Below are 22,244 nucleotides of genomic sequence, written 5' to 3'. Positions count from 1 at the left end.
AGCCACCATCGCCGCACACCTCACCGCTCGCGACCGATGGATCGCGCGCATGCTCGCTGAACATCGCGTACTGACCACACACCAGATCACCGCGATCGCGTTCCCATCCAGCCGCGCCGCCAACCACCGGCTACGCCGGCTCTACCAATGGCGCGTGCTCGACCGCTTCCAGCCCTACATCGGACGGGGACGTGCACCGATGTACTACGTCCTCGACACCGCCGGCGCCCATGTCCTCGCCCACGAGGACGGCCTCGAGCCCCGCGAGCTGAAATTCCGAGCTGAACGCTCCGTTGGCATCGCCTACTCGCTGCGCTTGGCCCACCTGCACGGCGTGAACACCTTCTTCACCACGCTCCTCGCGGATGCTCTCGCTCGGCATGAGTGCGCAGTGACCGGTTGGTGGTCCGAAGCCCGCTGCGCCCGCCATTTCGGCGACCTCGTCCGCCCCGACGGCTACGGCCGCTGGCGCGAAGGCGACCGTGAGATCGAATGGTTCCTGGAATGGGACACCGGCAGCTACCAATTGTCCCGCTTCGTAGCAAAACTGCCCGGCTACTTCGAGCTCGCCGCCACCACCCGCATCATCACTCCGCTGCTGGCCTGCTTCGCCACCCCACAACGGGAAACCCACGCCCGGAACTTGCTGACCGAACACCTGAAAACCCACACCAGGCCGCACGACCTACCGATCGCCACCACCAACGCCCAACACCTGCAGGACACCGGCACCGGCGCCTCACCCGAGATGTGGTTGCCTCTACGGAATTCTCGAGCCGGACGCCGACGGCTGATCGAGCTGCTCACCGCCTGGCCGCAGCTCTCCCGAGCCACAACCGTCAGCGGCACCCTTCCTGCGGCCATCGAGTCGACATCGCAGCCGCGCCTGAGCCCACCCGCACCGATGCCGACCTGGCACGCCGGGGATCTGACGTGGTCCCCAGCCTGGTGATCCGCGCATGCTCAAACTCATCACCACCGTACTGGTCGGCGCCCTCGCAGTGATCGTGCTTGCTGCCGTCGCGGTGTCGGGAGTCGCCGCCACCCTCTTCAGCGGTGGCGGTGCCACGACCTGCACTCCAACTGACTCCGCTACAGCAGGCCACGGATTCGGGCCGGACCAGATCACGAACGCTGCAACCATCGTCGCAATCGGCAAACAGATGAACGTGCCAGAACGCGGCTGGGTGATCGCACTCGTGACCGCGATACAAGAATCCCGGCTGCGCAACCTCGATCACGGCGATCGAGACAGCCTTGGACTGTTCCAGCAACGTCCATCCCAAGGGTGGGGTAGCGCTGACCAAGTCATGAACACCACCTACAGCACCACCCAGTTCTACCGGCACCTTCTAGGAGTTCCCGGCTGGCAGCGGATGACCATCAACGACGCTGCACAAGCCGTCCAGCGCTCCGGATATCCACACGAATACGCCCAACACGAGCCCGCAGCGCGCCAGCTCCTCGGCAGCGTCCACGATGCCACCTGCAGCGGCACACCCACCGGAAGTTGGACCGTTCCCACGCAGGGACAGTGCACCTCCGGCTTCGGACGGCGAGGTAGTGAGCTTCATCGCGGGCAAGACATCGCCGCACCTATCGGCACACCCATCTTTGCCGCCAGCAGTGGCACGGTCATCGACTCCGGACCCGCCCGCGGCTACGGGCTCTGGATCCGCATACAACACCCAAACGGTGTCGTCACCACCTACGGCCACAACAACCGCAACGTCGTCAGGAGAGGACAAGAAATCCACACAGGGCAACTGATCGCCGAGGTCGGCGACCAAGGGCAATCCACAGGCCCACACCTGCACTTCCAGATCGAAGACAACGGCCGCCCAGTCGACCCAGTAACGTTCTTCCAGCAGCAGTCAGCACCACCGCTCTGTAAGTGACCGCCGCCGCTACCGCGCTCGCGCACCGCTACAGGGCCGTAGAGCGACCGCAAGTCCATCGACATAGGACGCCCGTGAAGCGTTCGAAGCTACGAATCGGAGGCGCTTCCGTCCTCAAGAAGCTTGTAGACGTTGCTGCGCTGCATGCCGACTTCTTTGGAGATCGTCAAACGCGGGATCTTAGCGGCGTCAGCGTTGAGAACCGCTTGATTCCGTTCTTTACGCGCCTCGCGCTGCCGCGCGAGGAGACTGGTGATCTTCGCCTCGATCTCGGCTTGCTCCTCGCGAGCCTCCTGCAGGTCCTTCTTGATGCCTTCGAGCTTGGATCTGCAGGCGCGTAGCTGCAGGACCTCATCAGGAGTTTCGTCCGGCTGGCTCACGTGGACGCCACCACCTATCAGGCTCGCCGCGGCGAGCGAACCTCGTTGTCGCCACCTGTCTACCATGCATGTCTATCACTCCTTTCAACAGGACGCGTGGTTGGAGCCGACACCTGTAAAGGTGCGCGGCGCTGTACGCAGGATGCCCGTCTCCTCACTGATGAGGTGGGCTACGCGTTGTCTCGCCACTTGTGCCGGATCAGGTCGGTTGGCAGTCGCCCATCCAGGCACGTCGAGCGGCCAGGGCCAAGGCGGCCTTGCGCTGGCGCCAGTCGGGCATCCACAGGTTCATCTGGCGTTGCCAGGCTGGTCCGTGGGGCCGACCCTCCGGGCGGGTGGCGTGGGCGAGTTCGTGAAAGAAGTCGATCGAGGGGATGGGTTTCTACGCCTATTCTGTCGGCAGCAGTCGGTAAATTCCGAGGTCAAAGGCATGTCGATAGACTCATCTGTAGGGGCAACGTTCGTGCCCTAATTGACCCATCTCCGGATTAAACTTTGGTGCCCCGCGCTGGCATGCCAGCCCACACAATCTGATCCGGTGCTACGGCAGGATCTTCGTCTACGCCCCGCGATGCCACCTAGATCCAGAAACCTGAGAAGGAAGCGTGGTCGGCACCTGGATCCCAACCGCCTGCCGCCGGACCCCGATGAGCACCTGGACGAGCATGCCGAGCTCCTGGACGCCACCTTCCGCTGACTGCCGTCGAGGTAACCAGGACAGCGTGCAGAACCTCCGGATCTTTTCCAACCCGGACGCCTACTCAACAAAGCCCCGGCACACCGTCGGTGGTGCTCGCTAGCCTGCTCTCGTGAGCGACGACGAGAACGTGGGGGAACCCGCTGACGAGAGCGGGGAGGGCGGCGATGCGGAGGAGCACATCGAGCTCACACCCGAGCAGCAGGTGGCCCTGCGCAGAACGATGGAGAGCATCCAGCAGTCGCTGGTTCGCAAGGTTCGGCTCCCGAAGTCCACGTTGCCCGAGTCGACCCTCAAGAACATCGCTGCTATCTCGCGGATCGCTGAGGCGCAGCACGCCTTGGTGGCCCATGCGATCAAGCCCTTCCTCGATGCGCAGTCGGCCTGGCAGAAGCAGTTCGCCAGCATCAGCAGCGACATCTTCAAGAGCCATGCCCTGGCGCAGTCCAACCTGAACCTGGTCGCCTCCCAGCTGACCAGGAACATCGACTTCAGCGCCTTCGCGGCTGCGGGTCAGATCGCTGAGAAGTTCACCGCGCAGCAGGCGACCTGGTTGAAGAACATCGGTCCGGCGATCGCGGCGATGCGCGCCGCCGCCTTCTACCCGCCGAACCTGCGGAGTATCGGGGGGTTGAAGCTCGAGGAGGTCGAGCAGGTCGTCATGGTCGACGGCATCCCGCTCTACGGTCTGCCGCGCACTGCGATTGCCGAGGCGCTGATCCGGGCCGACGGGGCGAGTGGACGGCGGGAGATCCTGGGCCGCCGGTGGAAGAGCATCTCCGCCGACTGCCGCATGGCCATCGAGGGATGCGGTTACGAAGCTGTGTCCCCCTACATCCCTTTCGCCGTGGCTGGGCTAGATGCCCTGGATGCAGGGCACACGGAGGCTGCGCAGGCGCTCGCCGGCTCTCTTGTGGACGCCATCCTGAGCTCGTACTTCGGGAAGGACCGGTATAAGTACACGCCAGATAAGAACGGCAAGCGGACGAAGGACGCCTATGACGAGTTCAACGTCCGGCAGTTCATCGCGTTCGCTCCCATGTGGCAGGCGTACCAGAAGTTCTTCGTTACCGGGGGAGACAAGGTTCCGATGACCTTCAGCCGCAACGCCACGGCGCACACGGTGAGCCCGCGCCAGTTCAACCGGCGCAACGCGGTCCAGGGACTGATGGTCGCGTGCAGTCTGCTGTGCCGACTTGACGAGGAAGCCCGAGCACTCGAAGCGGGTAGGGAGGCGTAGCCGCGGATCGAGGATCAGAACGTTTCCTCGTCGGGCGGGCTCAAGATGCGGAGGAACGCCGCCTTGAGCGCGTAGACCTGACGTTTGGTGAGCCAAGGAGCTTTCGGCGCTTGTCTCGCAACCCAGCCTTCGTAAGTCTCTGCATCGATGTCCGCATAGTCGTTGAGGCGCTCTTCGGAGTTGCGAGCTGTGGCTCCCGCTATTGCCGAGCTCAAGGCGGAGGTCTCGGGGCACCACAGCTTTCGGTACGTGGGCTTCGACCCTCCTTGCTTGATCGCGTGGTGCCAAGGAGGCTGCTCGATGCTCGGAGTATGTCGGTTGTGGAACTTCGTGCACAGTTAACGAACCTGGCCGCCCAACTCCCTGTTTCCCCGCTCTCCGCGGCCCATCGCAGCGCCGAGGATGCTCGGGCGAGCATGGCGTCCGCCTAGAAGGGAAGCGATCATCCTTCGGCGCAGGCAGCGGTCACCGCAGCGTCTGCGGCTTCGGAATGCCTTGCCGGCATTATCGCAGCCTTGGAGCAAGCGGCCAAGGAGATCGCCGCCTATAACGAACGTCGTGAACCGTCGTGATGATCCAGGCCGGCACAGCGAGATCGCTCTCGACACGATTATTTGTGGCGTTGGTGGTGTTCCTGCTGACCGCTCGGCGTCCGGTCACGCTGACCTGGCGGTTCGCACACGACTCCACCTCTCCACCTGTGATTCACCTCGCCGGGTGGAGGCCGCCGAGCGCCGATCGCCGGATACCGGGTCCGGCTCGCCTTGGCGGCGGCTGGCCGAGAGGTGGCTGCCCGAACCCCTGCTGAGGTCGAGAGTGGACCCCGGCCGGATTGGTGTGCTCGCGCTCGCCCTGGCGTCCTTGGTGGTGCTGGTCTGCATCGTGGCCGGGGCATGGGCGGGTCGGCCCACGGCGGAACCGGCGCCGCCGCCGATCGTGCCGCCGCCTGCCCCGGTCACGGCGGCGGCGCCGCCGGAGCTCGTGGTCAGCGTCGTCGGCCGGGTTGTCCGCCCAGGCCTGGTCACCGTGCCGCCGGGTGCCCGGGTGGCCGACGCCGTCGCGTCCGCCGGCGGTCCGCTGCCGGACACGGATCTGACGGGCCTCAACCTGGCCCGTCGGCTTGCCGACGGCGAGCAGCTCTACGTCGCCGTGCCGGGAGCGCCGCAGCCCGGACAACCCGGCGGCGACGGAAAGGTCGATCTGAACATCGCGACGGAGGACGAACTCGATGAACTACCAGGCATCGGCGAGGTCACCGCCAAGCGGATCGTGCAGTGGCGGGCCGAACACGGCCGGTTCGACTCGGTGGAGCAGCTGAAGGAGGTCGGCGGCATCGGCGAAACCCGGTTCGACCGGCTGCGGGAGGTGGTGCGGGTGTGATCGCGAGACTCGACCTGCGCCTGGTGCCGGCCGCGCTCGGGGTCTGGGCCGTGACGTTGACCGGATTGCTGGCGGGCTGGGTTCCGGCCGCGGTCGTGGCGCTGCTCGCCCTGCTGGCCGCGCCGCTGGTGTGGAAGGCAGTGAGCGCCCGGCCGGTCGCCAGGGGCGCCCTCGTGGTCTTGCTGCTGGCGGGTGTTGCCGCCACTGGGATCGCGGTTCGCGTCCACGCGGTCGAGCACCATCCGGTGCGGCTGGCCGCCGGACACGCCGAGCGGGCGACGCTGCGAGTCACGTTGACGAGCGCACCAACGCCGTTGCGCGGTGCGTCCTTCGGAGCCCGTCGAGCGGCGGACAGGTCGCTGGTGCGCGCGGAGTTGCAGGCCGGTGAGTTGGCCGGGCGTCGGGTGCTGGCAGGCGGTGCGGTGGTGCTGTTGGTCCCGACCGCGCAGTGGCGGAACCTCATTGCCGGACAACAGGTGACGGCGACCGGCAAGGTCTCCCCGCCGCGTGCCGGCGAGCTCACGGTCGCAGCCTTCCAGGTGTTCGGCCCACCGGCCGACGTCGCGGCCGCGCCGGGCTGGCAGCGCGTCGCGGAGGACTTGCGGGATGGCCTGCGACGGGTCTCGGCCGACGTGCTCGGCCCGGCTGCCGCGGGGCTGCTGCCGGGGCTGGTGGTCGGCGACACGGGGCGGCTACCGCCGGAGGTGGAGCAGAACTTCGAAACCGCCGGGCTGTCCCACCTGACGGCGGTTTCGGGCAACGTCGATCGAGGAGGTGGGTTCTACGCCGATTCTGGTGCGACAGAATTCGGTAAATAAGAGCTCAAAGGCAGGTAGGTCGACCCATCTCTAGGGGCAACATTCGTGCTCTTCTTGACCGTTATTTACCCATCTCTGGGTTGAACTTTGGTGCTCCGCGCTGGCAAAACGAAGCCAACGGATTCACCTTCTGGTGGACCCGCTGTTCACGGTCGTCGGGACGGCGGGATTCGACCCTACGCCCCTTGACCCCCAGCGCGTGTAGGGCCGGAAACACCACTCACTACACAGTCCTCCCCGGGCGCGACCGGTCTGTCCTACTCGGACTTCGACACGATCGTCGGGTCGATCCGGACCACCCTGCTGGCCTTGCCTGAGCACACGCAAGTCCGGACCGGGCCCGGCGGCGCGCGGCGCATATAGGGCTCGAATCGTGTCCCTAGCACTCGATCATCTTCGCGCTTGCTCTTCCCGCAGTGCGCAGCAGGTGCTTGGGGAGGCCCTTGGCTAGGTGCTGTGACGAGACCGGCACACTATGAGCAGGGCTTACGTCTGGATTGATGTCTGCGTGAAGGGTTGTCGCAACGTGGTTGAGCAGGTGCGCTCGGTGGCTCATGAGGTGGAGCTGGCGGTTTCGGCGGCGATGGCCGCGGAACTTCCGGCCGAACTCACAGGCCAGGATCCGTTGGTGCGCCGATCCGATCACGCCGATTTCCAGTCCAACGTCGCGCTGGCGTTGGCCAAGCGAGCGGGCCAGAAGCCCCGCGATCTTGCCGAGGCGTTGCGGTCACACCTCGCAGCTGTGCCGTGGATCACTTCGGTGGAGCTGGCTGGCCCAGGGTTTCTCAATATCACTGTGTCGGATCAGGCCATTCAGTCTCGCCTGGAACAGCGCGCGGACCGGGAGAAACTCGGCATCCCCGAGAGTCGGCGAACCCAAATCGCTGTCGTGGACTACTCCGCGCCCAACATCGCCAAGGAGATGCACGTCGGCCACCTGCGGTCGACGCTGATCGGCGACGCGCTCGTTCGTGTTCTGGGGTTCCTCGGGGCCGAGGTGGTCCGCCAGAACCACGTCGGCGACTGGGGAACCCAGTTCGGAATGCTCATTCAGTACATCTTCGAGCACCCTGAGCTGAGCTGGCGAAACGCCGAGGTGGACCAAGCTGGCACCGAGGATGCGACGTCTGCGCTCGACACTCTCTACCGGGCTGCCCGCGCTGAGTTTGATGCGGATGAGGCTTTCAAGGCACGGGCTCAGCGACGCGTAGTCGCTCTGCAGTCCGGCGACGACAAGACGGTGGCCGCCTGGCGTGAGATCGTCAGTGAGTCCGAGATCGCCTTCCAGCGGATCTATGACCGTCTCGGTGTGCTGCTGAACCGCGACGACCTGGTTGGCGAGTCGTTCTACAACCCGCTGCTGGACGATGTCGTCGACGAACTTCAGCGCATGGGCATCGTGGAGGAGAGCGACGGTGCTTTGGTCGTGTTCTTCGACGACATTCTCGGGCCGACCGGCGACCGGGTTCCGCTGCTGGTTCGCAAGCGCGACGGCGGATATGGCTACGGCGCCACCGATCTCGCGACTATCCGGTACCGCTTGCAGGAGCTGAAGGTCACCCGCCTGCTCTATGTCGTCGATGCCCGTCAAGCACAGCACTTTGACATGATCTTCCGGGTCGCGCGCCGCGCCGGATGGCTCACCGACGAGGAAGCCGTCCATGTGCAGTTCGGAACGGTGCTGGGCAGCGACGGCAAGCCGTTCAAGACCCGTGCCGGCGGCACCGTCAAGCTCGCTGACCTCCTCGACGACGCATTGCGGCGCGCCAGGGAGATCGTCGCCGAGAAGGATCCCGAGCTCGACGCGACAGCGCTGGAGGACATCGCGCAGGTCGCGAGCGTCGGTGCGGTCAAGTACGCCGAGCTGTCGACGGTCAGGACGAAGGATTACGCCTTCGACGTCGATCGCATGGTGTCGTTCAACGGTGCGACCGGCGTGTACTTGCAGTACATGCACACGCGCATCAAGTCGATCCAGCGCAAGGCGGCCGAAGCCGGGATCACCGAGGCCCGGTTCGACACCGGGTTGGCTCTGCAGCCGCAGGAGCGGGCTCTTGGGCTGCTTCTCGATGAATTCGACGCCACGCTGGATCTGGTGGCCGACACTCTTGAGCCGCACCGGCTCGCCGGGTATCTGTACAGCGTCGCTCGTGCGTTTTCCGAGTTCTATGAGGCATGCGCGGTGCTCAAAGCTGACAGCGAGGCCGTTCGTGCCAACCGGTTGGCACTGTGCGGGCTGGCCGCGCGGACGCTTGCTCAGGGCCTGAGCCTTCTCGGGATTTCAGCCCCCGAACGGATGTAGTTCCGGTCACATTCGGCCTAGTTCTTCACTCGTTTGGCCGTGTTGATCACACGGTTACGCTGGCTGTGTCGGCGGGCGAACGGTGGGGAGCTGTGCGGCGTGAAGGCAGGGCGCAAGCAGTTGCTTTCGGCCGTGGCCGAACAGGTCCTCCAGCATCGCGCCGAGCTGCTGGACGCGCTCGTGGGTGTGGAGACCTACCGCACTGCGTGCACTGAGCTGGACTGGACGCTCACCGCCCTTGAAGCCGCTGAGCATCGTGTTGCATGGCTCGATGAGCGCGATCCTATCGGCACGGTGTACGCCTCGGTCCCAGCGACGATGCCGGTATATTCCTTCGTTCTGTTCGCGTTGTCTCCGGCCGCGGTCGGTAACCGGGTCATCGCGCGGGCGGCGTCTGCGAGTCGCCCCTGCGCACGGCTGGTGAACGAGCTCGCCGCCAAGGCTGGTGCCGCGGTGGAGATGACGGATGCGCCGTGGGAGGACTTCGCCGCAGGGGCGTGCGCCGAGGCTGATGGTGTCGTCTTCGCCGGCAGCGCCAGCCACATCCGGGCCTTCGACGAACGTCTACCCGCGGACACGCACTTCATCGGGCAGGGCCCAGGCGTGTCCGCCGCGATCGTCACCGAGGACGCCGATGTCGAGCTGGCAGCACGGACGATCAACGCCACCCGTCTGTTCAACAGCTCGCAAGACTGCTTGGCCACGGAACGCGTCTACATCGCTGACCAGGTCTATGACGCGTTCGTGGACTCTCTTCTCGCGCACGCTGAGACAGTCGTCCTGGGGGACAACGCGAATCCCGGAACCGAGCTCGGGCCTCTGCTGATTCCTGACGCCGCACCTGCCTGGTACGACCGGCTCCCGGAGCTGGGGCGCGTGCTCAGGAAAGGAACAGCCCCAGACGACAGGCTCTATGACCTGGCCATTGTGGAGACCACCTGGGACTCGCCGGTCGTACTTGAAGAAACGTTCTGCCCGCTGCTGCCCCTCGTCCGTTACGAGGGCAGGCGCGAGTTGCACAGATGCTCGCCGCCGGCGACTTCGCGCTCGCAGCGACCATCTTCGGTGACGCGAGGACGACCGGAACCGCCGACTTCGCCCATGTCGCCGTCAACCAGTCGATCTATAACTTCGAAGACGCCTGGGCACCCTTCGGATTCCGTGATGGTGACCAGCTTATGCAGCTGGTGAGAGTTGGCGGCGGCCTCGGCGCGCCGGCGCTTGATCTTGGTCCCGTGATGGTGACCAGCCTATGCAGCTGGTGAGAGCCTGGCTCGGGCGATGGTCAAGCGTGATGTCAACGGCCCGTGATGGCGACCAGCATATGCAGCTGGTGAGAGGCTCTACGGCGGGCCCACGCTGCTCGAATGGTTTCTCCCGTGATGGTGACCAGCTCGCGGAGCCGGTGAGGGGTACTGCACAGGGCCGAACGCCAGCTGTTCGACACCCTGTGATGGTGACCAGCTTGTGGAGCTAGTGAGAGGTGACCACGCGATTACCAAGTGCGTTGTCTCTGGAGGCCCGTGATGATGACCAGCTTATGGAGCTGGTGAGAGTGGCGACGTGGTGGACTTCCCGCAACCTAGCCGCTGGAAACCGTGATGGTGACCAACTTGGAGCTGGTGAGAGCACACTGCAAGCTTGTCATGTGGTGGGGAGTGGGGTGAGTGGTCCGTCAGAGTGGCCGGTGTTGCGGCGGTGTGCGGCGTAGATGGCGAAGATCCCGAGGGTGCGGTGTGTGGTGGTGAGGGGCAGGTGGAGCTGAGTGCCGTGGTCGCGCGCGTTGTGGGTGGTGATCGGGTGTTCGAGGAGGGTGTGCGTGGCGTGGGTGTCAAGTGGTGGTGTCCATAGTGGCCAGATTAGGAGGGGGCGTTTACCGGGGTGGCGCCATGCAGTAGCGGTGAGTCGTTGGTGGTGGTCGGTGGCGAGGCGGTAGGCGGGGAGTCCTGCGATGGCGAGCCAGGTGGCGCCGGGGATGGCGCGTTCTCCTGGTTGGCCGGTGGGTTCGTCTGCTGCGCCGATGATGGCGGCGTGGTCGAAGGATTCGGCGGTGGTGTCGGGGTGACGTTGCCAGCGGGTGAGGGCGTCGCGGAGGTGTTCGGGGTGCGCTCGGATGGTGGTGGCTTGGTTGCGGAGCATGGTGTGGAAGGTTTGTTTGCCGGTGGGGGCGACCATGGGGGTGCGGCGTACGCGGCCTTGGGGGTTGATAGCGAGGTCGGTGACGAGTGCGCCGAGTATGTCGCGTGCGGTGTGGTGGTCGGTGAACAGGTGTGGGTACTGCTCCGGAGTGCACACCAGGGGATCGGGTGCGGCGCCGGGTGGTGGGAATCCTGGCGGGTAGCTGGGTAGAAGCTGGTCGTCGGGAAGGTTGTCGACGAGGTTGATCAGCCAGTCGGCGATTCCGTCGACGTCGTTCCACTGCCGGGTGTGGAGCTGAGCTGTGTGGGTGGCGGGGTCCCAGGACAGACGTACGTCGGTGCTGTCGGCGTGGTGGGTGGCGAGGTGGTGCAGGCCGAGGGCGGCGAGGAAGCCCAGCGGGATGCGGCCGGATAGCGCGGGTAGGGGGATGGTGTTCATCGGCAGGTCTCCTCGGGGTGGTATTCGCCGGCGGAGCAGGCGATGTCGGCCAGGCGAACGATCGTTTCGAGCAGGGCCAGGCCCCAGGGCCCATAGCGGGTGTTGAGCCGGGCGAATCGTGCGGGGCTGGCCCAGTCGATGGTGGTGAACCCGTGGGTGTCCACTGTGGTGCCGTCGGTGAGCGTGATGGTCTGGGGCGGGGCGGGGTCGTGGACCGGCGGGTAGAGCGGTCGGTTGTGGCCGTGGTGGGCGCCGATGAGGTGCACGACCAGCTCACGGTCCAGCTCCTCGTCGCGGCCGGTGAGCAGGTGCTGGGCGAGGTGGGCCGAGAGTGCCTCGTGCCGGCCGTTGAGGGGGTAGCCGCTGGCGCGGCGGGCGGCGCGGAACGCGGCACGGTCGGCGGGATCGAGCCCGGACTTGGCGCGAGCTGTCTCGGTGGCCAGGGCTGCGTTGGCGGCGGCGTGGTCGCCGCCGTGGAATTCGGCCTGCAGCCGCAGGTCCAGCTTCCCTAGGTCATGCCAGCGCGCGGCGAGGCCGATCTCGGTGGCGAGATCGTCGAGCCCGAGAGCCTTGGCGATCCGGGTGGCGAGGTCGGCGACCTCGTCCTGGTGCGTGTCCAGCTGGACTGCGGTCGCCGACTGGGAGCTGGCATTGTCCCCGGCCCGCAGCGCGGTGCGGTGGGTCACCGCGAGTACCAGACTGGTGTCGGTGGTCGGGTTGGTGATGTCGACCAGCCGTGTGGGGAGCTCCGCCAAGGTGGGGTCTGCGTCCCGGAGGCGATTCCACCATCGTTCGAGAAGACCGGTCAGAGCACCGTCTTCGTCGCTCTCGGCTGGCAGGGTGTCGGGGAGGATGAGGTCGTCCGGGTCGAAGGTGTCGAGGAAGTCCTTGAGCAGCACCGAGGTCTCGGCTTCGGTGTCGGCATCGAGCACCTTCGCGACGGCGGTGGGCAGCGTGCGGGGATGCAGGCGCACGAACGGGCTCCGGCGTCCGGAGGCGAGGTCGGCGACATCAAGGACCGCCTCGGTGGAGGTGGGGTTCCAGCCGTAGTCGTCGAGCCCGCCGTAGGTGTCGGGGACGGCGATGACATCCCCCGGAGCAAGCTCGTCCGGACCGGCCAGCGTGGGTTCGGCGGCGAGGCGAACGACCCGTCGCCCCCGCCCGGCCCGGTCCTCATCGCCAGCGGTGTCGGCGGTGTCGACGTCGGCCAGTGCTGCGGGCTCGGGCTGGTGACGAAGCCACGCGCGGACGGCGGGCAGGGGGATTTCGACGATCTCGTGGGGCCGGGGCGCGAGTCGTTCCACACTGGCCTGCACCGCACGGAGCAGTTCGCCGGTGGATTGGGTGTGGGGAAGGTCTGCGCGCCAGAGCACCCCGACCGGACTGTCCTGAGTGGATATTCCGTGGAGGAAGGGGCCGATGGGGGCGTCGGGGATCGGGATGGGCGCGGTGCGGACCCAGCCATTCACATGCTGGGGTACCACCGTCGGAGTCCGAGGGGCCGGGCGCCGTGCTTGCGGCGGCGGTGGGGGCATCTCCCGCAATGCTCGGGGCGAGACGTTGATCCCGTCGATGCTGTCCAGCGCGGCCTCGGCGGTGCGTGGGGTGACCGTGGTGGCCTGCTGCAGGCTGGTGAGCCAGGTCCAGGTGTGCTGCTGGGCGTCTCCGTAGACGACGGCGGGTTGGCTGGTCTGTGGTTGCACCACGATCGCCTGGCAGTCGTGCTCGGCGCGGCCGACGCGGTTGAGTCGCCCGAGCCGCTGCACCAGCGCGGGATAATCCGCCGCTTCGGTCACCAGGAAATCGGCATCGATATTGGCCCCCACCTCCAAGGTCTGGGTCGCGATGATCACCCTGGTCGGCTGGGCTTGGGCGTGGTGGCGCCATCCGACGCGCATGTGGGGGAGCCAGTGGTGCAGCAACCATTGCCGGTCCCAGGGGCGGCTGCGGCCGGTGAGCAGCATGACCTGGACCTCGGGGGTGTGCCGCAGACGGGTGAACAGCTCGCGGGCACGGGCCACGGTGTTGGCCATGACCAGCACCATCCCGCCTGGGTGGTGCTGGATCCCGTGGTGGGCGTAGGTGGCCATCACCTCGGTGGTGTGCTTGGCCGCGCAGGTCACGGGACTGAGCCGTTTCCCGGCAGTGAGACGGCGAGCTGCCTCCTCGTTGTCGAGGTGTGCTGCGAGGTCGAAGGGCATCTGGTCTACGCCGGCCCGGGTTGTGGCCGAGAGCTGCACGACCCTGGGGAACTCCGCCACACGCTGCTCAGGTTGGTCGAACTCCCGGAGTGCGTGCAGGGTCTGCAGGAACGGTTCGGCCAGGTGTGCTTCGTCGAGGAACAGCAGCGAGTCGGTGCCCACCAGGGCGGCGTCGATCGGCGCCAGCTGCGGAGAGGTGCCGTAGCCGCGGAACAGCATCCGGGAACCGATCTGATCGATCGTGCCGACGACCACGCTGACCTGATCGGGCCGGGCGACCCACCGCCATTCCCAGCTGACCCCGCCCCGCATCCGCGTCACATTCACCGGCTCGGCCCCGAGCGCGGTGCCGCGGGCGGCGAGCTTGGCGGAGAGATCGGCGACCACACCACTACTCGCCTCACGCAAGGCCGTGGCGAGCGTCTGGGCGTGGTCGTGGGCTTCGTCGACGATGATGCGCCGGTCCACCACGAAGAACACCCGCCGCGGCCCGCCGTAGGCGGCCATGTAGACCGCCACGTCGATCATCGTGGTTTTCCCGAGCCCGGTCGGCACATCCACCGCCGACGGCCATTGCCCACCGGTCAGCAGCCGGTCGACGATCTGTTCCTGCCAGGGAAACAGCGTGTGGCCGTGCACCGCGTGAACGAACTTGGCGAACTCGTCCACGCTCGGTTCGGTCCGGTCGGTCACGACGGCTGCTCTCCTTCCGTCAGCGGCGCGCAAAGCCCCATCCCGACATGGCGTTGCGTTCCGAGCACCAGCGGCCCGGTCACAGGAACCGGGAACTCCAGGCGTGCGTGGGTGAACGGCCGCCGGTCCTCCGGCCGTGCCAGGTTCCGCCGGCTCATCCGAGCACCACCCGGGATCAGCGGGCTGCGGGAAGTCAGGATCGAGCAAGGTTCGGGCAGTCCGAGCAGGGCGCAGTGACGTGCGATCTCGTCCTCCTCGTTGCCGCGGCCGGAGAACCGGTCCAGCACCAACGGCGTCACCGTCGCCCACAGAGACGCCGGACGATCCCACCACCCCGGCCGCAACCTGGGACTACGCACCAGGCTCAGGTCCGCTGGGGACAGTGCCACGCTGATCCCGCCGAGCGAGACATGGATCGGCCGCTGCTCGGCCCGCAACGCCGCCGCGACCACCGCCTGCAGTTCCCTGTTGTGGCGGGGAAACAGCACCGCCGCGCCGAGAACATGACCGCGGGCACGCGGGTGGCCGGTATCCAGCAGCGGCACATACGCCAGGTGCGGTCGGCCGTTGGCACCGTGCCCGCTGACCTCCGGCGGCAACGGATCCGGAACCCGGGCCATCACCACCGACCGCATCCCGGCCACCAGCGCTCCCGCATGCAGCCCATCCACCCCTACCCCCGGTGGTGCGGTGAATACCATCATCGGCCCATGCCCGGACTCCACCGGCACCACCGTGTCCTGGGGTTCTTCGACGTCGACCGGCCGGTAGTGCCGCCAGCCGGAAGCGTCCCAGGCTTCCCAGGCCCACTGCCCGGACTCGTAGCGACGCTCCAGCTCGTCGGTCAGCCCGGGAAACGGCACGCGCAGCGGATGCGGGCCGGGTTCGCCGGGTTCGGTGGGGGCGAACCGCACCCACCCGTCCCGCAGCTCGATCTGCTCGGGCACCGAACACAGCACCGGGCTGCTCGACCGGCCCCAATACGGCACCCGCCGCGCCAGATCAGCCAAACCACGGCGCAGCTCAACGTCAGCGTCAATGTCGGGCCACACGAACGCGAAACCCGATTGCGGGACGAACGCCGAGGTCCGCCGGCGCTGCTGATGCACCCGCCCCGGATGCGTCTGACTCCCGCCACCGATGGTGACCTTGCCGGTGACCACGAACTGCGAATGCTCCCGCTGCCCCGCATGCGTCAGCGGCGCCCATACCTGCGGCGGGGGAAGGGTTTCCAGCCACCGCAACACCTGGTCGTGCAGGTTGGTGCAGCTGCTCGCCCGCAACGCGGCATGCAACCGGCCCGGATGAGGCGGCCACTCCACCCGCCCACGGTCCTCGACATCACCGGCCTCATACCGGCCCTCGGGCAGGACGACCTCGACCGCCAGACTCATGCCTGCTCCGGCTCGGCCGCCAGGTAGGCGTGGTTGAGCGCCTTGGCCAGGTTCTTCGGCCCCGGCACCAACCGCACGACCTCCTCCGACATCACCAACCCCGCCTCCGCGGCCTGCTGGCGGGCATACCCGAACAACGCCACCGCCTCCGCAGCCGTCACACTCACCGGTTCCAAGTCGCCGCCACGCCGCTGCCACGCGATCTGCTCCGAGGTCGTGACCAGGTCACAGCCCGACCGCAGCCACAACCCCGCGGGCTCGAACGTCAACCGGTCCAGCACCAACGCCAACGCCGCCAACGCCACCCGCGCCGCGTGCGCCGCCTCAGCCGAAGCATCGCCGAAACGCAGCCGAGCCAGGCCCGCCATCGACAACGACGCCACCCGCCGGATCTCGGCCACCGTCGCCCCACCATGCGCCGCACCCGGCGCGATGTTGCCGTGCCCCACCGCCGATGGCTTCGCCCCCTTGGCCTTGCCGCCGACGACGTACTCCCAACCGCCGGAACCGTCCGTGGCCTGCTCCGGGTTCGTCACCACCCCGGCGGTGGTGATGTTGTGCGGATCCAACCGGCCCGCCGCCCGCACCCCGAATTCCGGCCGCGTGCCGAAAATTTCGCTGCGGTACACCCGCGGAAACCGCGCTGGCCGCGCCCCCTTGCGATGCGTGTCCCACGCCCCGAGTAACACGCTCAGCGGCTCGCGCTCGAACAACACCTGCGCGTCGTCCTCGGTCACCGCACGCAGGCGCCGCCCGAGTTCGGTCTTGTCGAACACCACCCCGTCCAGCAGGGAATCCCGGAAGTAGGCATCGGCATACCGGTGCGGCGCAGTGAAACTGCTGATCCGCACCACCTGACCGGTAGGAAGTTCGTGCTCCACCAACAGATACGGCAGCCCTAGACGCTGCTCCCGCACCGCCCGCTCCGCGGCCTCCTCCAACCGATTCGACTGTGACTGCACCGAATCCAGCAACACCGTGGGAACCTCGGCCCCGTCGACCAACCGCGGCTCGACCACATACGGCAGCTGACGCTCGTCCCGCGCCACCGCGTCTACGGGATAGGTCGGAGGGAACACCCGAGCATCCCGGCCACCCGACGGCTCAAACCGGCCATGCACCACCAGCGCCGCATCATCCCCCTGCAGCGTCACCGCCTTCGACAACCGCTCGTACCACTCCACCCCAGAGCCCATCCCTTCTGATCCCAGATCTCGAACCGGCTTGACCGATAAACCCGATCGATGCGGGCCCAGGCCACCAGACACCACCGACAACACCGACCATTCAACTCTTGAATCGAGGGAAGATTCACCCGAATAGATCAGTCGCGGGCGTCAAATGGTCGTTTCCGTAGCATCATCGCGCCCATGTGCGGGGACGTCGACGACCACGATGGTGGAGACGAATCCAGCGTGATCAGATATTCGCGGTTCGTGCCCGAACGATCGCGGCGCTACTGCCGTGAGTAGGTTGCGAGCATGATCGTGATCCTGCGAGCGCTTCAGTTCCAGCACCCGTAGGCGTCACCGCTCGCAACCTGTTACCGCACGTCATGAACCCGCACTTCTGCAATCGACCTTTGAGACCAGCAAAAGAACGATCTTCAACAACCACCGCTCGCGACGATCTCTGAAACCCCAGGTCACAGGTATTGTGAAACAACAGGCCTCTCACCAGCTCCACAAGCTGGTCACCATCACGGGCTGCTGGACATGCGCGACCCGGCGCACACCGGGAACCTCTCACCAGCTCCACGAGCTGGTCACCATCACGGGATCACCCGCGCCCAGCTGGCGCTATGCGCGGTGCCGCCTCTCACCAGCTCCACGAGCTGGTCACCATCACGGGTACATCTGCTTGGGTGTGCAGCGCCCGGACGCCACGACTCCCACCAGCTACCAGCTACGTGAGCTGGTCACCATCACGGGGGCATTCAGCGCGCCGACGCCGACGGCGAATTCCCCCTCTCACCGGCTCCACGAGCTGGTCACCATCACGGGCACCAGTAGGTGAGCATCGACGCCAAGATCAGAACCCGTCACCAGCTCCGCGAGTTGGTCGCCATCTTGGGGAAGTGCCCCAGCAAAACGTGGCGGTTCCGCAGCAAGGTGTTCCACGTACAGAATGCGGGGTCCTTGTCAGTCGGTATGGCGGTCTTCGAGCCGTACGGGGCCGGATCCGCCGAGGACTCTGGCCCGGAGGTCGCTGAAGGTGAGGAAGGCGACGGTTCGGGCGACAATGCGCCTGCGATGGCGTGCGGGCTGGAACTCGGAGATTCACGGGCCGATCAGCGTCATCTCTGCGCCCATGCCGATACCGGATAGGGCTCGCCCCGCGAACAGCTCGGCTGTGACTGCGCCGCTGGTCAGAAGCCGCGACCTCTCGATGGCAGGGCGTCGTCGCGGCTGTCGGCGCCCAGCGGCGACTGCCGAGGCTGCGGACTTCATATCGCACGCCCTGGATGGCGCCGCGGCGTTCGTACGGCTCACCATGCTCTCTAGTCCACGCCACTCCACGGTCGCTGTAGAGCGTGATCATCGCATGACGGGGCGCCTCGAGCCGGGTGTGCGGGATGTAGAGGAAATCCGTGGCTCCCAGGGCGTGGACCACGCGCTCGGTTCGTGCAGGCGTGCCGCCCTCGGTGAGCCGGAGCCGGTAGGTCCGGCCGAGAAGATCGAACTCCTCGCCATCGACGAATTCCTTGATCGCGAAATCTGGGGCGAGCTGCCGAGCTTCGGGTATGTTCCTCGCGAGCCAGCTCTGGTAGCGGCGGACGAAATCCGCGACTTGTTCCGGGGTGGCGTGCGGCGGCACCAGCACCCTTACTGGTTCGCCCGGCTTGAGTTCGAGCCCGAGAGTGCTACGGCGGGGCCGGATCTCGACATGAAGGTCCCAGTCTTTCGTAAGGTCGACGCTAGCCACCGCCTGCTCGATGTGGGCAGCCCACTCGAAGTGTTCGGTCATCGGATGCCTTCCTGATGGGTGATGTGGTCGGCTGCGGCTATAGGAGTGGCAACGCCGGCCCGAAACAGGTCAGTAACGCCGGTCGATGTGGCGGAGGTGATCGGGCTGGGAACGCCGTAGACGCGACGGCCCAGCGCCGCGGCGGTATAGGCAACGGCCACAGCACCGCTGCGGAGGCCGGCCTCTACGACGACGGTCGCCACCCCGAGGGCTGCCAGCAGCCGGCCCCGGGCTGCGAACCGGGGCCGAGTGGGCCTCGTACCGAAGGGGTACTCGCTGATCAGCAGTCCGTTGTGCGCGACCGAATCCAGCAACCGGGCATGTCCCAGGGGGTAGGTGACGTCGACGCCGCAGGCCAGGACCGCGATCGGAGGTGTGGGGCCGAGCAGTGCGCCGCAGTGGGCGTGGCCGTCGATGCCGTAGGCACCGCTGGCCAGGACGGTGACACCTGACCGGGACAGATCCATGCCAAGGGTCTTGGCGACGTGTTCGCCGTAGCCGGTGGCCGCGCGGCTGCCTACCACGGACACGGCCGCACGTGTGCTTTCAGCCAGGCCGGCGTTGCCACGAACCCAGAGACCTAGGGGAGCGCCGAGGCCGTGTTCCGACAGGCTGTGGAACGCACCGTGCGGCCAGCCGGGATCGTCCGGAGTCAGCAGCCGGAATCGGCCGGCATCGATCGCCGCCAGGTCGTCATCGATACGGGACTGCGGGTTGCAGATCTCCTGCAGGACCGCCTGCGGTGCAGCCCCGGACCGAATGCGTTTGACCGCTTCCACCGGTCCGTGTGCGACGACGAACGCGCCGACAGCTGGAGCGGGCGGTTCGGTGGCGCGCAGGAGAAACGCACGAGCGGCAAGAAGGTCGGTGATGGTCATGGGCGGCGCTCCTTGTCACGAAGCGAATAGGGACGGAACAGGCCGCGCCGATGGGAAACCCGTGTCGGCAGAGCCCATGTACGGGGGAAGGAAGGAGCGGCGCAGGATCCGCCTTACTCGGTGCGGTCGTGCAGCGGGATCGGCAACGAGTGGCCGACCAGCTCGGCCCACCGGGAATCACTGGAGTGCAGGAAGGCACCGGACGCCATGAACCACTGGCCCGGTGAGTCCGCCGGGCGCGCGATATGCCTGCCCTACTCGGACCGCAGCGACACCGCCGGAGCATCCTGGCGTGGCTCGGTGAGGCGTGCGAAGTCGGGAACATCGTCGCCGTCGATTTCGACGATCACGACCCCGCGGACTCGTGAGGCCAACCCTCCGTTGGAACAAGACCCATACGGTCCTGTGAGGATGTTGACAGGAAATCCCTTCCTTGTCGCGGGAATAGCGATGCTTTCGTCACCGATACCCGGAATCTGGTCCAGAGAAGTGATACCCCACGGCGTGTCCACCCAGGACTGGAGCGTCTCGTACATCTAGTACTCGATTCCTGCGATACGTATGGCCCGCGTGGCTGCGTCGGGAAGTCGTCTCAGGGCTTCGTTGCGCAAGTGGTGAGACCACGCCCTGGCCGGGCTTTTGTCCCATCCTCGGCTTTCGCTCGCTTGGTAGTCGTAGCAGTCGACTAGCTTGAATATGGCGACCAAATGGAACAGGAACTACGCGGTCTGAACGGTGTAGTCGGAGGGCATACTGCCGTTGACGAATCCGGGACAGCGGTAGTGCTGGTCTAGCAGCATCCGGCCCGTGGCGTTCGCGTCGGCAACATCGATCATGCCGAGCCGGATTCCCGCATGGACGAGTCCGTCGATGTGTGCCTTGTCCAACACGAACATGGCCATATGAATCCTTTCATAGAAGGAAATTCGACGACGAGAGCGAGCGCTCGACCGAGCGGCCGGACGCGCTCGGCCGATGATGTTCTGGTGTAACGGTTAGAGCCGCGTTGCCGTCACACCAGCCCTGGGGAGCCGGTGCTATCGGCACCGTAGAACGCGTGCAGCCATGCTTCGGTGATGGTGGATGTGTCGGCGGCGGTCGGGTGGCGAGTGTCCGGGCCGCGGGCAAGGATTTGCTGCAGAGTCAGCAGCTCTGGTACTGGCGGGCAAGCCAGTGGTCGCTGCGTCGCCGGGCCACGACGGGCCGCTCGCCGCGGACGGTGAACAGGGCGACGAAGCCACCGTCGTTTTCGTCGATTACGCCTACGTCGTATGTCAATGCACAGTTGGTACACAAGACCAGATGGACGGCGTGCACGAAATCGCCGCTGAACCGCGAGATCCGGCCGCAGCACGGCACGATCACGTCGAGCTGGCCGACGGATGTGACGGAGGTGTAGCGGTACGCCTGTGCGCCGGGTACGAGTCGGTTGAGGTCGACGGCGTCGGTGACTCTGTAGTTGACGACCTGATCGTCGTTGTGGGGGAATAGCATGGTGACACTCTTCTCACGCGGTTTGGGGAGCACTTCGAGGAATCAGATGTCCAGCGCCTGAGGTATTGACAAAGCCAGCCGTCGTCCGGCGAACGCGCCGCCAACGGTGAGGCTAGGAAGACCGGTGCCTGACTGGACCCGTCCGGAACCTCAGCTTCGTGTGTGGTGGTCAAACATGGAAGCCAGCGAACCGCCACGACCGTCCACCGGCTGCGCCGGGTGGAGGTCGTGGCGCTCGAAGATGGGACAAGCAACGCTGCGACTGTCAGCGCGTGATGAAGTGAGCGTTGACGGTCGCTTCGGCTCGGGTGGGGTTTGCGGCGTCGACGACTTCGGCGAATCGGGTCCACTGGCCCCAGTCTCCGGATCTGGTCCGTGTTGAAACCTCCCTTGGGCGGCCGTCAAAGACGGCCGAAATGAGCACGGCTTTCGTGGTCTGGTTACGTAGACCGGTGACGGTGTACTTCGGCATCGTTCCCTCCAGGGTATTGTCGTGTGGCGTGGAATCAGCGGGTTGCTGTCACACCTCTCCGTCCAGGGATGCCAGCATTGGCAGGAAATACGGGCGCCTCCTGCAGCACCGAGCTCCCGAGATTTGGGCGACATCTCGGTTGCTAGCTGGTTCCGGGCTAGCACCTAGACACTGGGCGCTCATATTTCGCCGGCTGCTTCGTCTGCGTGTCGCTCCGCCCCCTTCTCGATGATCTCTTCGAAGTTGATGCCGAATGCGTCGCAGAAGTGCCATAGATCGGCCACCAGATCCTCAACCACGGTCTCGAGCGGTTGGTCATCCGACCCATGCACCTGCTCAATTCGGGCTGCTAGTGCGTGCGCTGCCCACTGCGCACGCAGCGTGTTGTCGTGCTGCACGTTCTTGGGGTCGTCGGGCCGCAGTCGCGGGTGCAAGTCGGTTGGCCGCGCAAGAATCGCCTTCACCGCAGATATCGGCGCGCCGTCGACCGGTTCGTCGGCCCACGCCAGCAGCGAACGATCTTCAGACCCCACCACGGACGCCTCCCAGCTCGATCGTTTCTTCTGTCCATTGGCCGAGCGTGATCGCGGCCGAGGGCGGCAGCTCACGCATCGCGTCCTGCATCTTCCGTCGATAGCTGTCCGCGTCGTGGCGTAGCAGCTGGTCATCCGGGGTAACCTGGATATCCCTGCGCGGAATGACCTCGATTCCGTTGACAAAGAAGGACTGGACCGGCTGTCCATCCTGGGCGTAGGCGCTGATCCTGATCAGCTCATCCATTGCGGCCACCTCCTGTGCTCGATACGGATCCAGTCAAATTCATTGCTACTCAATGTGATTTCTCCGATGAGAT

Annotated in this window: 20 protein-coding genes and 1 pseudogene; 8 read left to right on the top strand and 13 right to left on the bottom strand. The window is 66.2% G+C overall.

Annotation, left to right across the window (positions count from 1 at the left end; translation table 11 throughout):
- Positions 1-49 precede the first annotated feature (49 nt).
- Entirely contained in the window at positions 50-952 is a 903-nt protein-coding gene (locus tag AB0I53_RS19495; protein WP_358604450.1) for a replication-relaxation family protein, read from the top strand.
- A 7-nt stretch (positions 953-959) separates the two neighbouring features.
- Positions 960-1,898 carry a M23 family metallopeptidase gene (locus AB0I53_RS19490; RefSeq protein ID WP_358604447.1) on the top strand — a complete coding sequence of 313 codons (939 nt, stop codon included), beginning with the start codon at positions 960-962 and terminating at the stop codon, positions 1,896-1,898.
- A gap of 89 nt (positions 1,899-1,987) precedes the next feature.
- Here AB0I53_RS19490 and AB0I53_RS19485 read toward each other — a convergent pair whose 3' ends face one another.
- The gene (locus AB0I53_RS19485) at positions 1,988-2,278 is read right to left on the bottom strand and encodes a hypothetical protein (protein ID WP_358604444.1); all 291 of its coding nucleotides are present in this window, start codon (positions 2,276-2,278) and stop codon (positions 1,988-1,990) included.
- Between the two features lie 809 nt (positions 2,279-3,087).
- Between AB0I53_RS19485 and AB0I53_RS19480 the strand changes: the two genes are divergently transcribed.
- The 6 genes and pseudogenes from AB0I53_RS19480 (at position 3,088) to AB0I53_RS19455 (ending at position 9,906) form a co-directional block, all read left to right on the top strand.
- Entirely contained in the window at positions 3,088-4,215 is a 1,128-nt protein-coding gene (locus AB0I53_RS19480) for a hypothetical protein (protein WP_358604441.1), read from the top strand.
- A 717-nt stretch (positions 4,216-4,932) separates the two neighbouring features.
- Positions 4,933-5,595: a ComEA family DNA-binding protein gene (locus AB0I53_RS19475; protein ID WP_358604439.1), complete on the top strand. Its 663-nt coding sequence runs from the start codon at positions 4,933-4,935 to the stop codon at positions 5,593-5,595.
- The gene (locus AB0I53_RS19470; RefSeq protein WP_358604437.1) at positions 5,592-6,413 is read left to right on the top strand and encodes a hypothetical protein; all 822 of its coding nucleotides are present in this window, start codon (positions 5,592-5,594) and stop codon (positions 6,411-6,413) included. The genes AB0I53_RS19475 and AB0I53_RS19470 overlap by 4 nt, the downstream gene beginning before the upstream one ends.
- 237 nt (positions 6,414-6,650) lie before the next feature.
- A pseudogene (locus AB0I53_RS19465) lies at positions 6,651-6,776 on the top strand (MBL fold metallo-hydrolase); the annotation flags it as partial.
- A 112-nt stretch (positions 6,777-6,888) separates the two neighbouring features.
- Positions 6,889-8,715 carry an arginine--tRNA ligase gene (gene argS / locus AB0I53_RS19460; RefSeq protein ID WP_358604434.1) on the top strand — a complete coding sequence of 609 codons (1,827 nt, stop codon included), beginning with the start codon at positions 6,889-6,891 and terminating at the stop codon, positions 8,713-8,715.
- Between the two features lie 99 nt (positions 8,716-8,814).
- A complete protein-coding gene (locus tag AB0I53_RS19455; RefSeq protein WP_358604431.1) occupies positions 8,815-9,906 on the top strand; it encodes an aldehyde dehydrogenase family protein in 1,092 nt (363 codons plus the stop codon).
- Positions 9,907-10,359: 453 nt separating this feature from the next.
- Here the strand turns inward: AB0I53_RS19455 and AB0I53_RS19450 are convergent, their stop codons facing one another.
- From AB0I53_RS19450 to AB0I53_RS19395, 12 genes are all read right to left on the bottom strand, one after another.
- Complete coding sequence (locus tag AB0I53_RS19450) at positions 10,360-11,292, bottom strand: hypothetical protein (protein WP_358604428.1); 933 nt, start codon at positions 11,290-11,292, stop codon at positions 10,360-10,362.
- Positions 11,289-14,186, bottom strand: a complete 2,898-nt coding sequence (gene cas3u / locus AB0I53_RS19445; protein ID WP_358604425.1) for a type I-U CRISPR-associated helicase/endonuclease Cas3 — start codon at positions 14,184-14,186, stop codon at positions 11,289-11,291. The genes AB0I53_RS19450 and cas3u overlap by 4 nt, the downstream gene beginning before the upstream one ends.
- Positions 14,183-15,580 (bottom strand): type I-U CRISPR-associated protein Csb2, encoded by a 1,398-nt coding sequence (gene csb2 / locus AB0I53_RS19440; protein ID WP_358604422.1) that lies wholly within the window; start codon positions 15,578-15,580, stop codon positions 14,183-14,185. The genes cas3u and csb2 overlap by 4 nt, the downstream gene beginning before the upstream one ends.
- A complete protein-coding gene (gene cas7u, locus AB0I53_RS19435; RefSeq protein WP_358604419.1) occupies positions 15,577-16,776 on the bottom strand; it encodes a type I-U CRISPR-associated RAMP protein Csb1/Cas7u in 1,200 nt (399 codons plus the stop codon). Before cas7u ends, csb2 begins: the two co-directional genes overlap by 4 nt.
- A gap of 835 nt (positions 16,777-17,611) precedes the next feature.
- Complete coding sequence (locus AB0I53_RS19430; RefSeq protein WP_358604416.1) at positions 17,612-18,547, bottom strand: YgjP-like metallopeptidase domain-containing protein; 936 nt, start codon at positions 18,545-18,547, stop codon at positions 17,612-17,614.
- Positions 18,544-19,425 carry a DNA-processing protein DprA gene (locus AB0I53_RS19425; RefSeq protein WP_358604413.1) on the bottom strand — a complete coding sequence of 294 codons (882 nt, stop codon included), beginning with the start codon at positions 19,423-19,425 and terminating at the stop codon, positions 18,544-18,546. The genes AB0I53_RS19430 and AB0I53_RS19425 overlap by 4 nt, the downstream gene beginning before the upstream one ends.
- Before the next feature lie 254 nt (positions 19,426-19,679).
- Positions 19,680-19,961, bottom strand: a complete 282-nt coding sequence (locus AB0I53_RS19420; RefSeq protein ID WP_358604410.1) for a hypothetical protein — start codon at positions 19,959-19,961, stop codon at positions 19,680-19,682.
- A 183-nt stretch (positions 19,962-20,144) separates the two neighbouring features.
- Positions 20,145-20,321 carry a hypothetical protein gene (locus AB0I53_RS19415; RefSeq protein WP_358604407.1) on the bottom strand — a complete coding sequence of 59 codons (177 nt, stop codon included), beginning with the start codon at positions 20,319-20,321 and terminating at the stop codon, positions 20,145-20,147.
- A 247-nt stretch (positions 20,322-20,568) separates the two neighbouring features.
- Positions 20,569-20,919: a hypothetical protein gene (locus AB0I53_RS19410; RefSeq protein WP_358604404.1), complete on the bottom strand. Its 351-nt coding sequence runs from the start codon at positions 20,917-20,919 to the stop codon at positions 20,569-20,571.
- Between the two features lie 265 nt (positions 20,920-21,184).
- Positions 21,185-21,391 (bottom strand): hypothetical protein, encoded by a 207-nt coding sequence (locus AB0I53_RS19405; RefSeq protein ID WP_358604401.1) that lies wholly within the window; start codon positions 21,389-21,391, stop codon positions 21,185-21,187.
- 179 nt (positions 21,392-21,570) lie between these two features.
- Positions 21,571-21,924 carry a hypothetical protein gene (locus AB0I53_RS19400; RefSeq protein ID WP_358604399.1) on the bottom strand — a complete coding sequence of 118 codons (354 nt, stop codon included), beginning with the start codon at positions 21,922-21,924 and terminating at the stop codon, positions 21,571-21,573.
- Positions 21,914-22,171: a hypothetical protein gene (locus AB0I53_RS19395; RefSeq protein ID WP_358604397.1), complete on the bottom strand. Its 258-nt coding sequence runs from the start codon at positions 22,169-22,171 to the stop codon at positions 21,914-21,916. The genes AB0I53_RS19400 and AB0I53_RS19395 overlap by 11 nt, the downstream gene beginning before the upstream one ends.
- Between the last annotated feature and the right edge of the window lie 73 nt (positions 22,172-22,244).

Source organism: Saccharopolyspora sp. NPDC050389 (assembly GCF_040655595.1).
GTDB lineage: Bacteria > Actinomycetota > Actinomycetes > Mycobacteriales > Pseudonocardiaceae > Saccharopolyspora.
This window is presented reverse-complemented; position numbering and strand designations above follow the sequence as displayed.

What these genes read in the sequence shown, in the direction of transcription:
- AB0I53_RS19495 (WP_358604450.1), top strand. Translation starts at nt 50, where the DNA reads ATGCTCGCTGAACATCGCGTACTGACCACACACCAGATCACCGCGATC.
- AB0I53_RS19490 (WP_358604447.1), top strand. Translation starts at nt 960, where the DNA reads ATGCTCAAACTCATCACCACCGTACTGGTCGGCGCCCTCGCAGTGATC.
- argS (WP_358604434.1), top strand. Translation starts at nt 6,889, where the DNA reads ATGAGCAGGGCTTACGTCTGGATTGATGTCTGCGTGAAGGGTTGTCGC.
- AB0I53_RS19450 (WP_358604428.1), bottom strand. Translation starts at nt 11,292, where the DNA reads ATGAACACCATCCCCCTACCCGCGCTATCCGGCCGCATCCCGCTGGGC.
- csb2 (WP_358604422.1), bottom strand. Translation starts at nt 15,580, where the DNA reads ATGAGTCTGGCGGTCGAGGTCGTCCTGCCCGAGGGCCGGTATGAGGCC.
- cas7u (WP_358604419.1), bottom strand. Translation starts at nt 16,776, where the DNA reads ATGGGCTCTGGGGTGGAGTGGTACGAGCGGTTGTCGAAGGCGGTGACG.
- AB0I53_RS19430 (WP_358604416.1), bottom strand. Translation starts at nt 18,547, where the DNA reads ATGACCGAACACTTCGAGTGGGCTGCCCACATCGAGCAGGCGGTGGCT.
- AB0I53_RS19425 (WP_358604413.1), bottom strand. Translation starts at nt 19,425, where the DNA reads ATGACCATCACCGACCTTCTTGCCGCTCGTGCGTTTCTCCTGCGCGCC.
- AB0I53_RS19420 (WP_358604410.1), bottom strand. Translation starts at nt 19,961, where the DNA reads ATGTACGAGACGCTCCAGTCCTGGGTGGACACGCCGTGGGGTATCACT.
- AB0I53_RS19415 (WP_358604407.1), bottom strand. Translation starts at nt 20,321, where the DNA reads ATGTTCGTGTTGGACAAGGCACACATCGACGGACTCGTCCATGCGGGA.
- AB0I53_RS19410 (WP_358604404.1), bottom strand. Translation starts at nt 20,919, where the DNA reads ATGCTATTCCCCCACAACGACGATCAGGTCGTCAACTACAGAGTCACC.
- AB0I53_RS19405 (WP_358604401.1), bottom strand. Translation starts at nt 21,391, where the DNA reads ATGCCGAAGTACACCGTCACCGGTCTACGTAACCAGACCACGAAAGCC.
- AB0I53_RS19395 (WP_358604397.1), bottom strand. Translation starts at nt 22,171, where the DNA reads ATGGATGAGCTGATCAGGATCAGCGCCTACGCCCAGGATGGACAGCCG.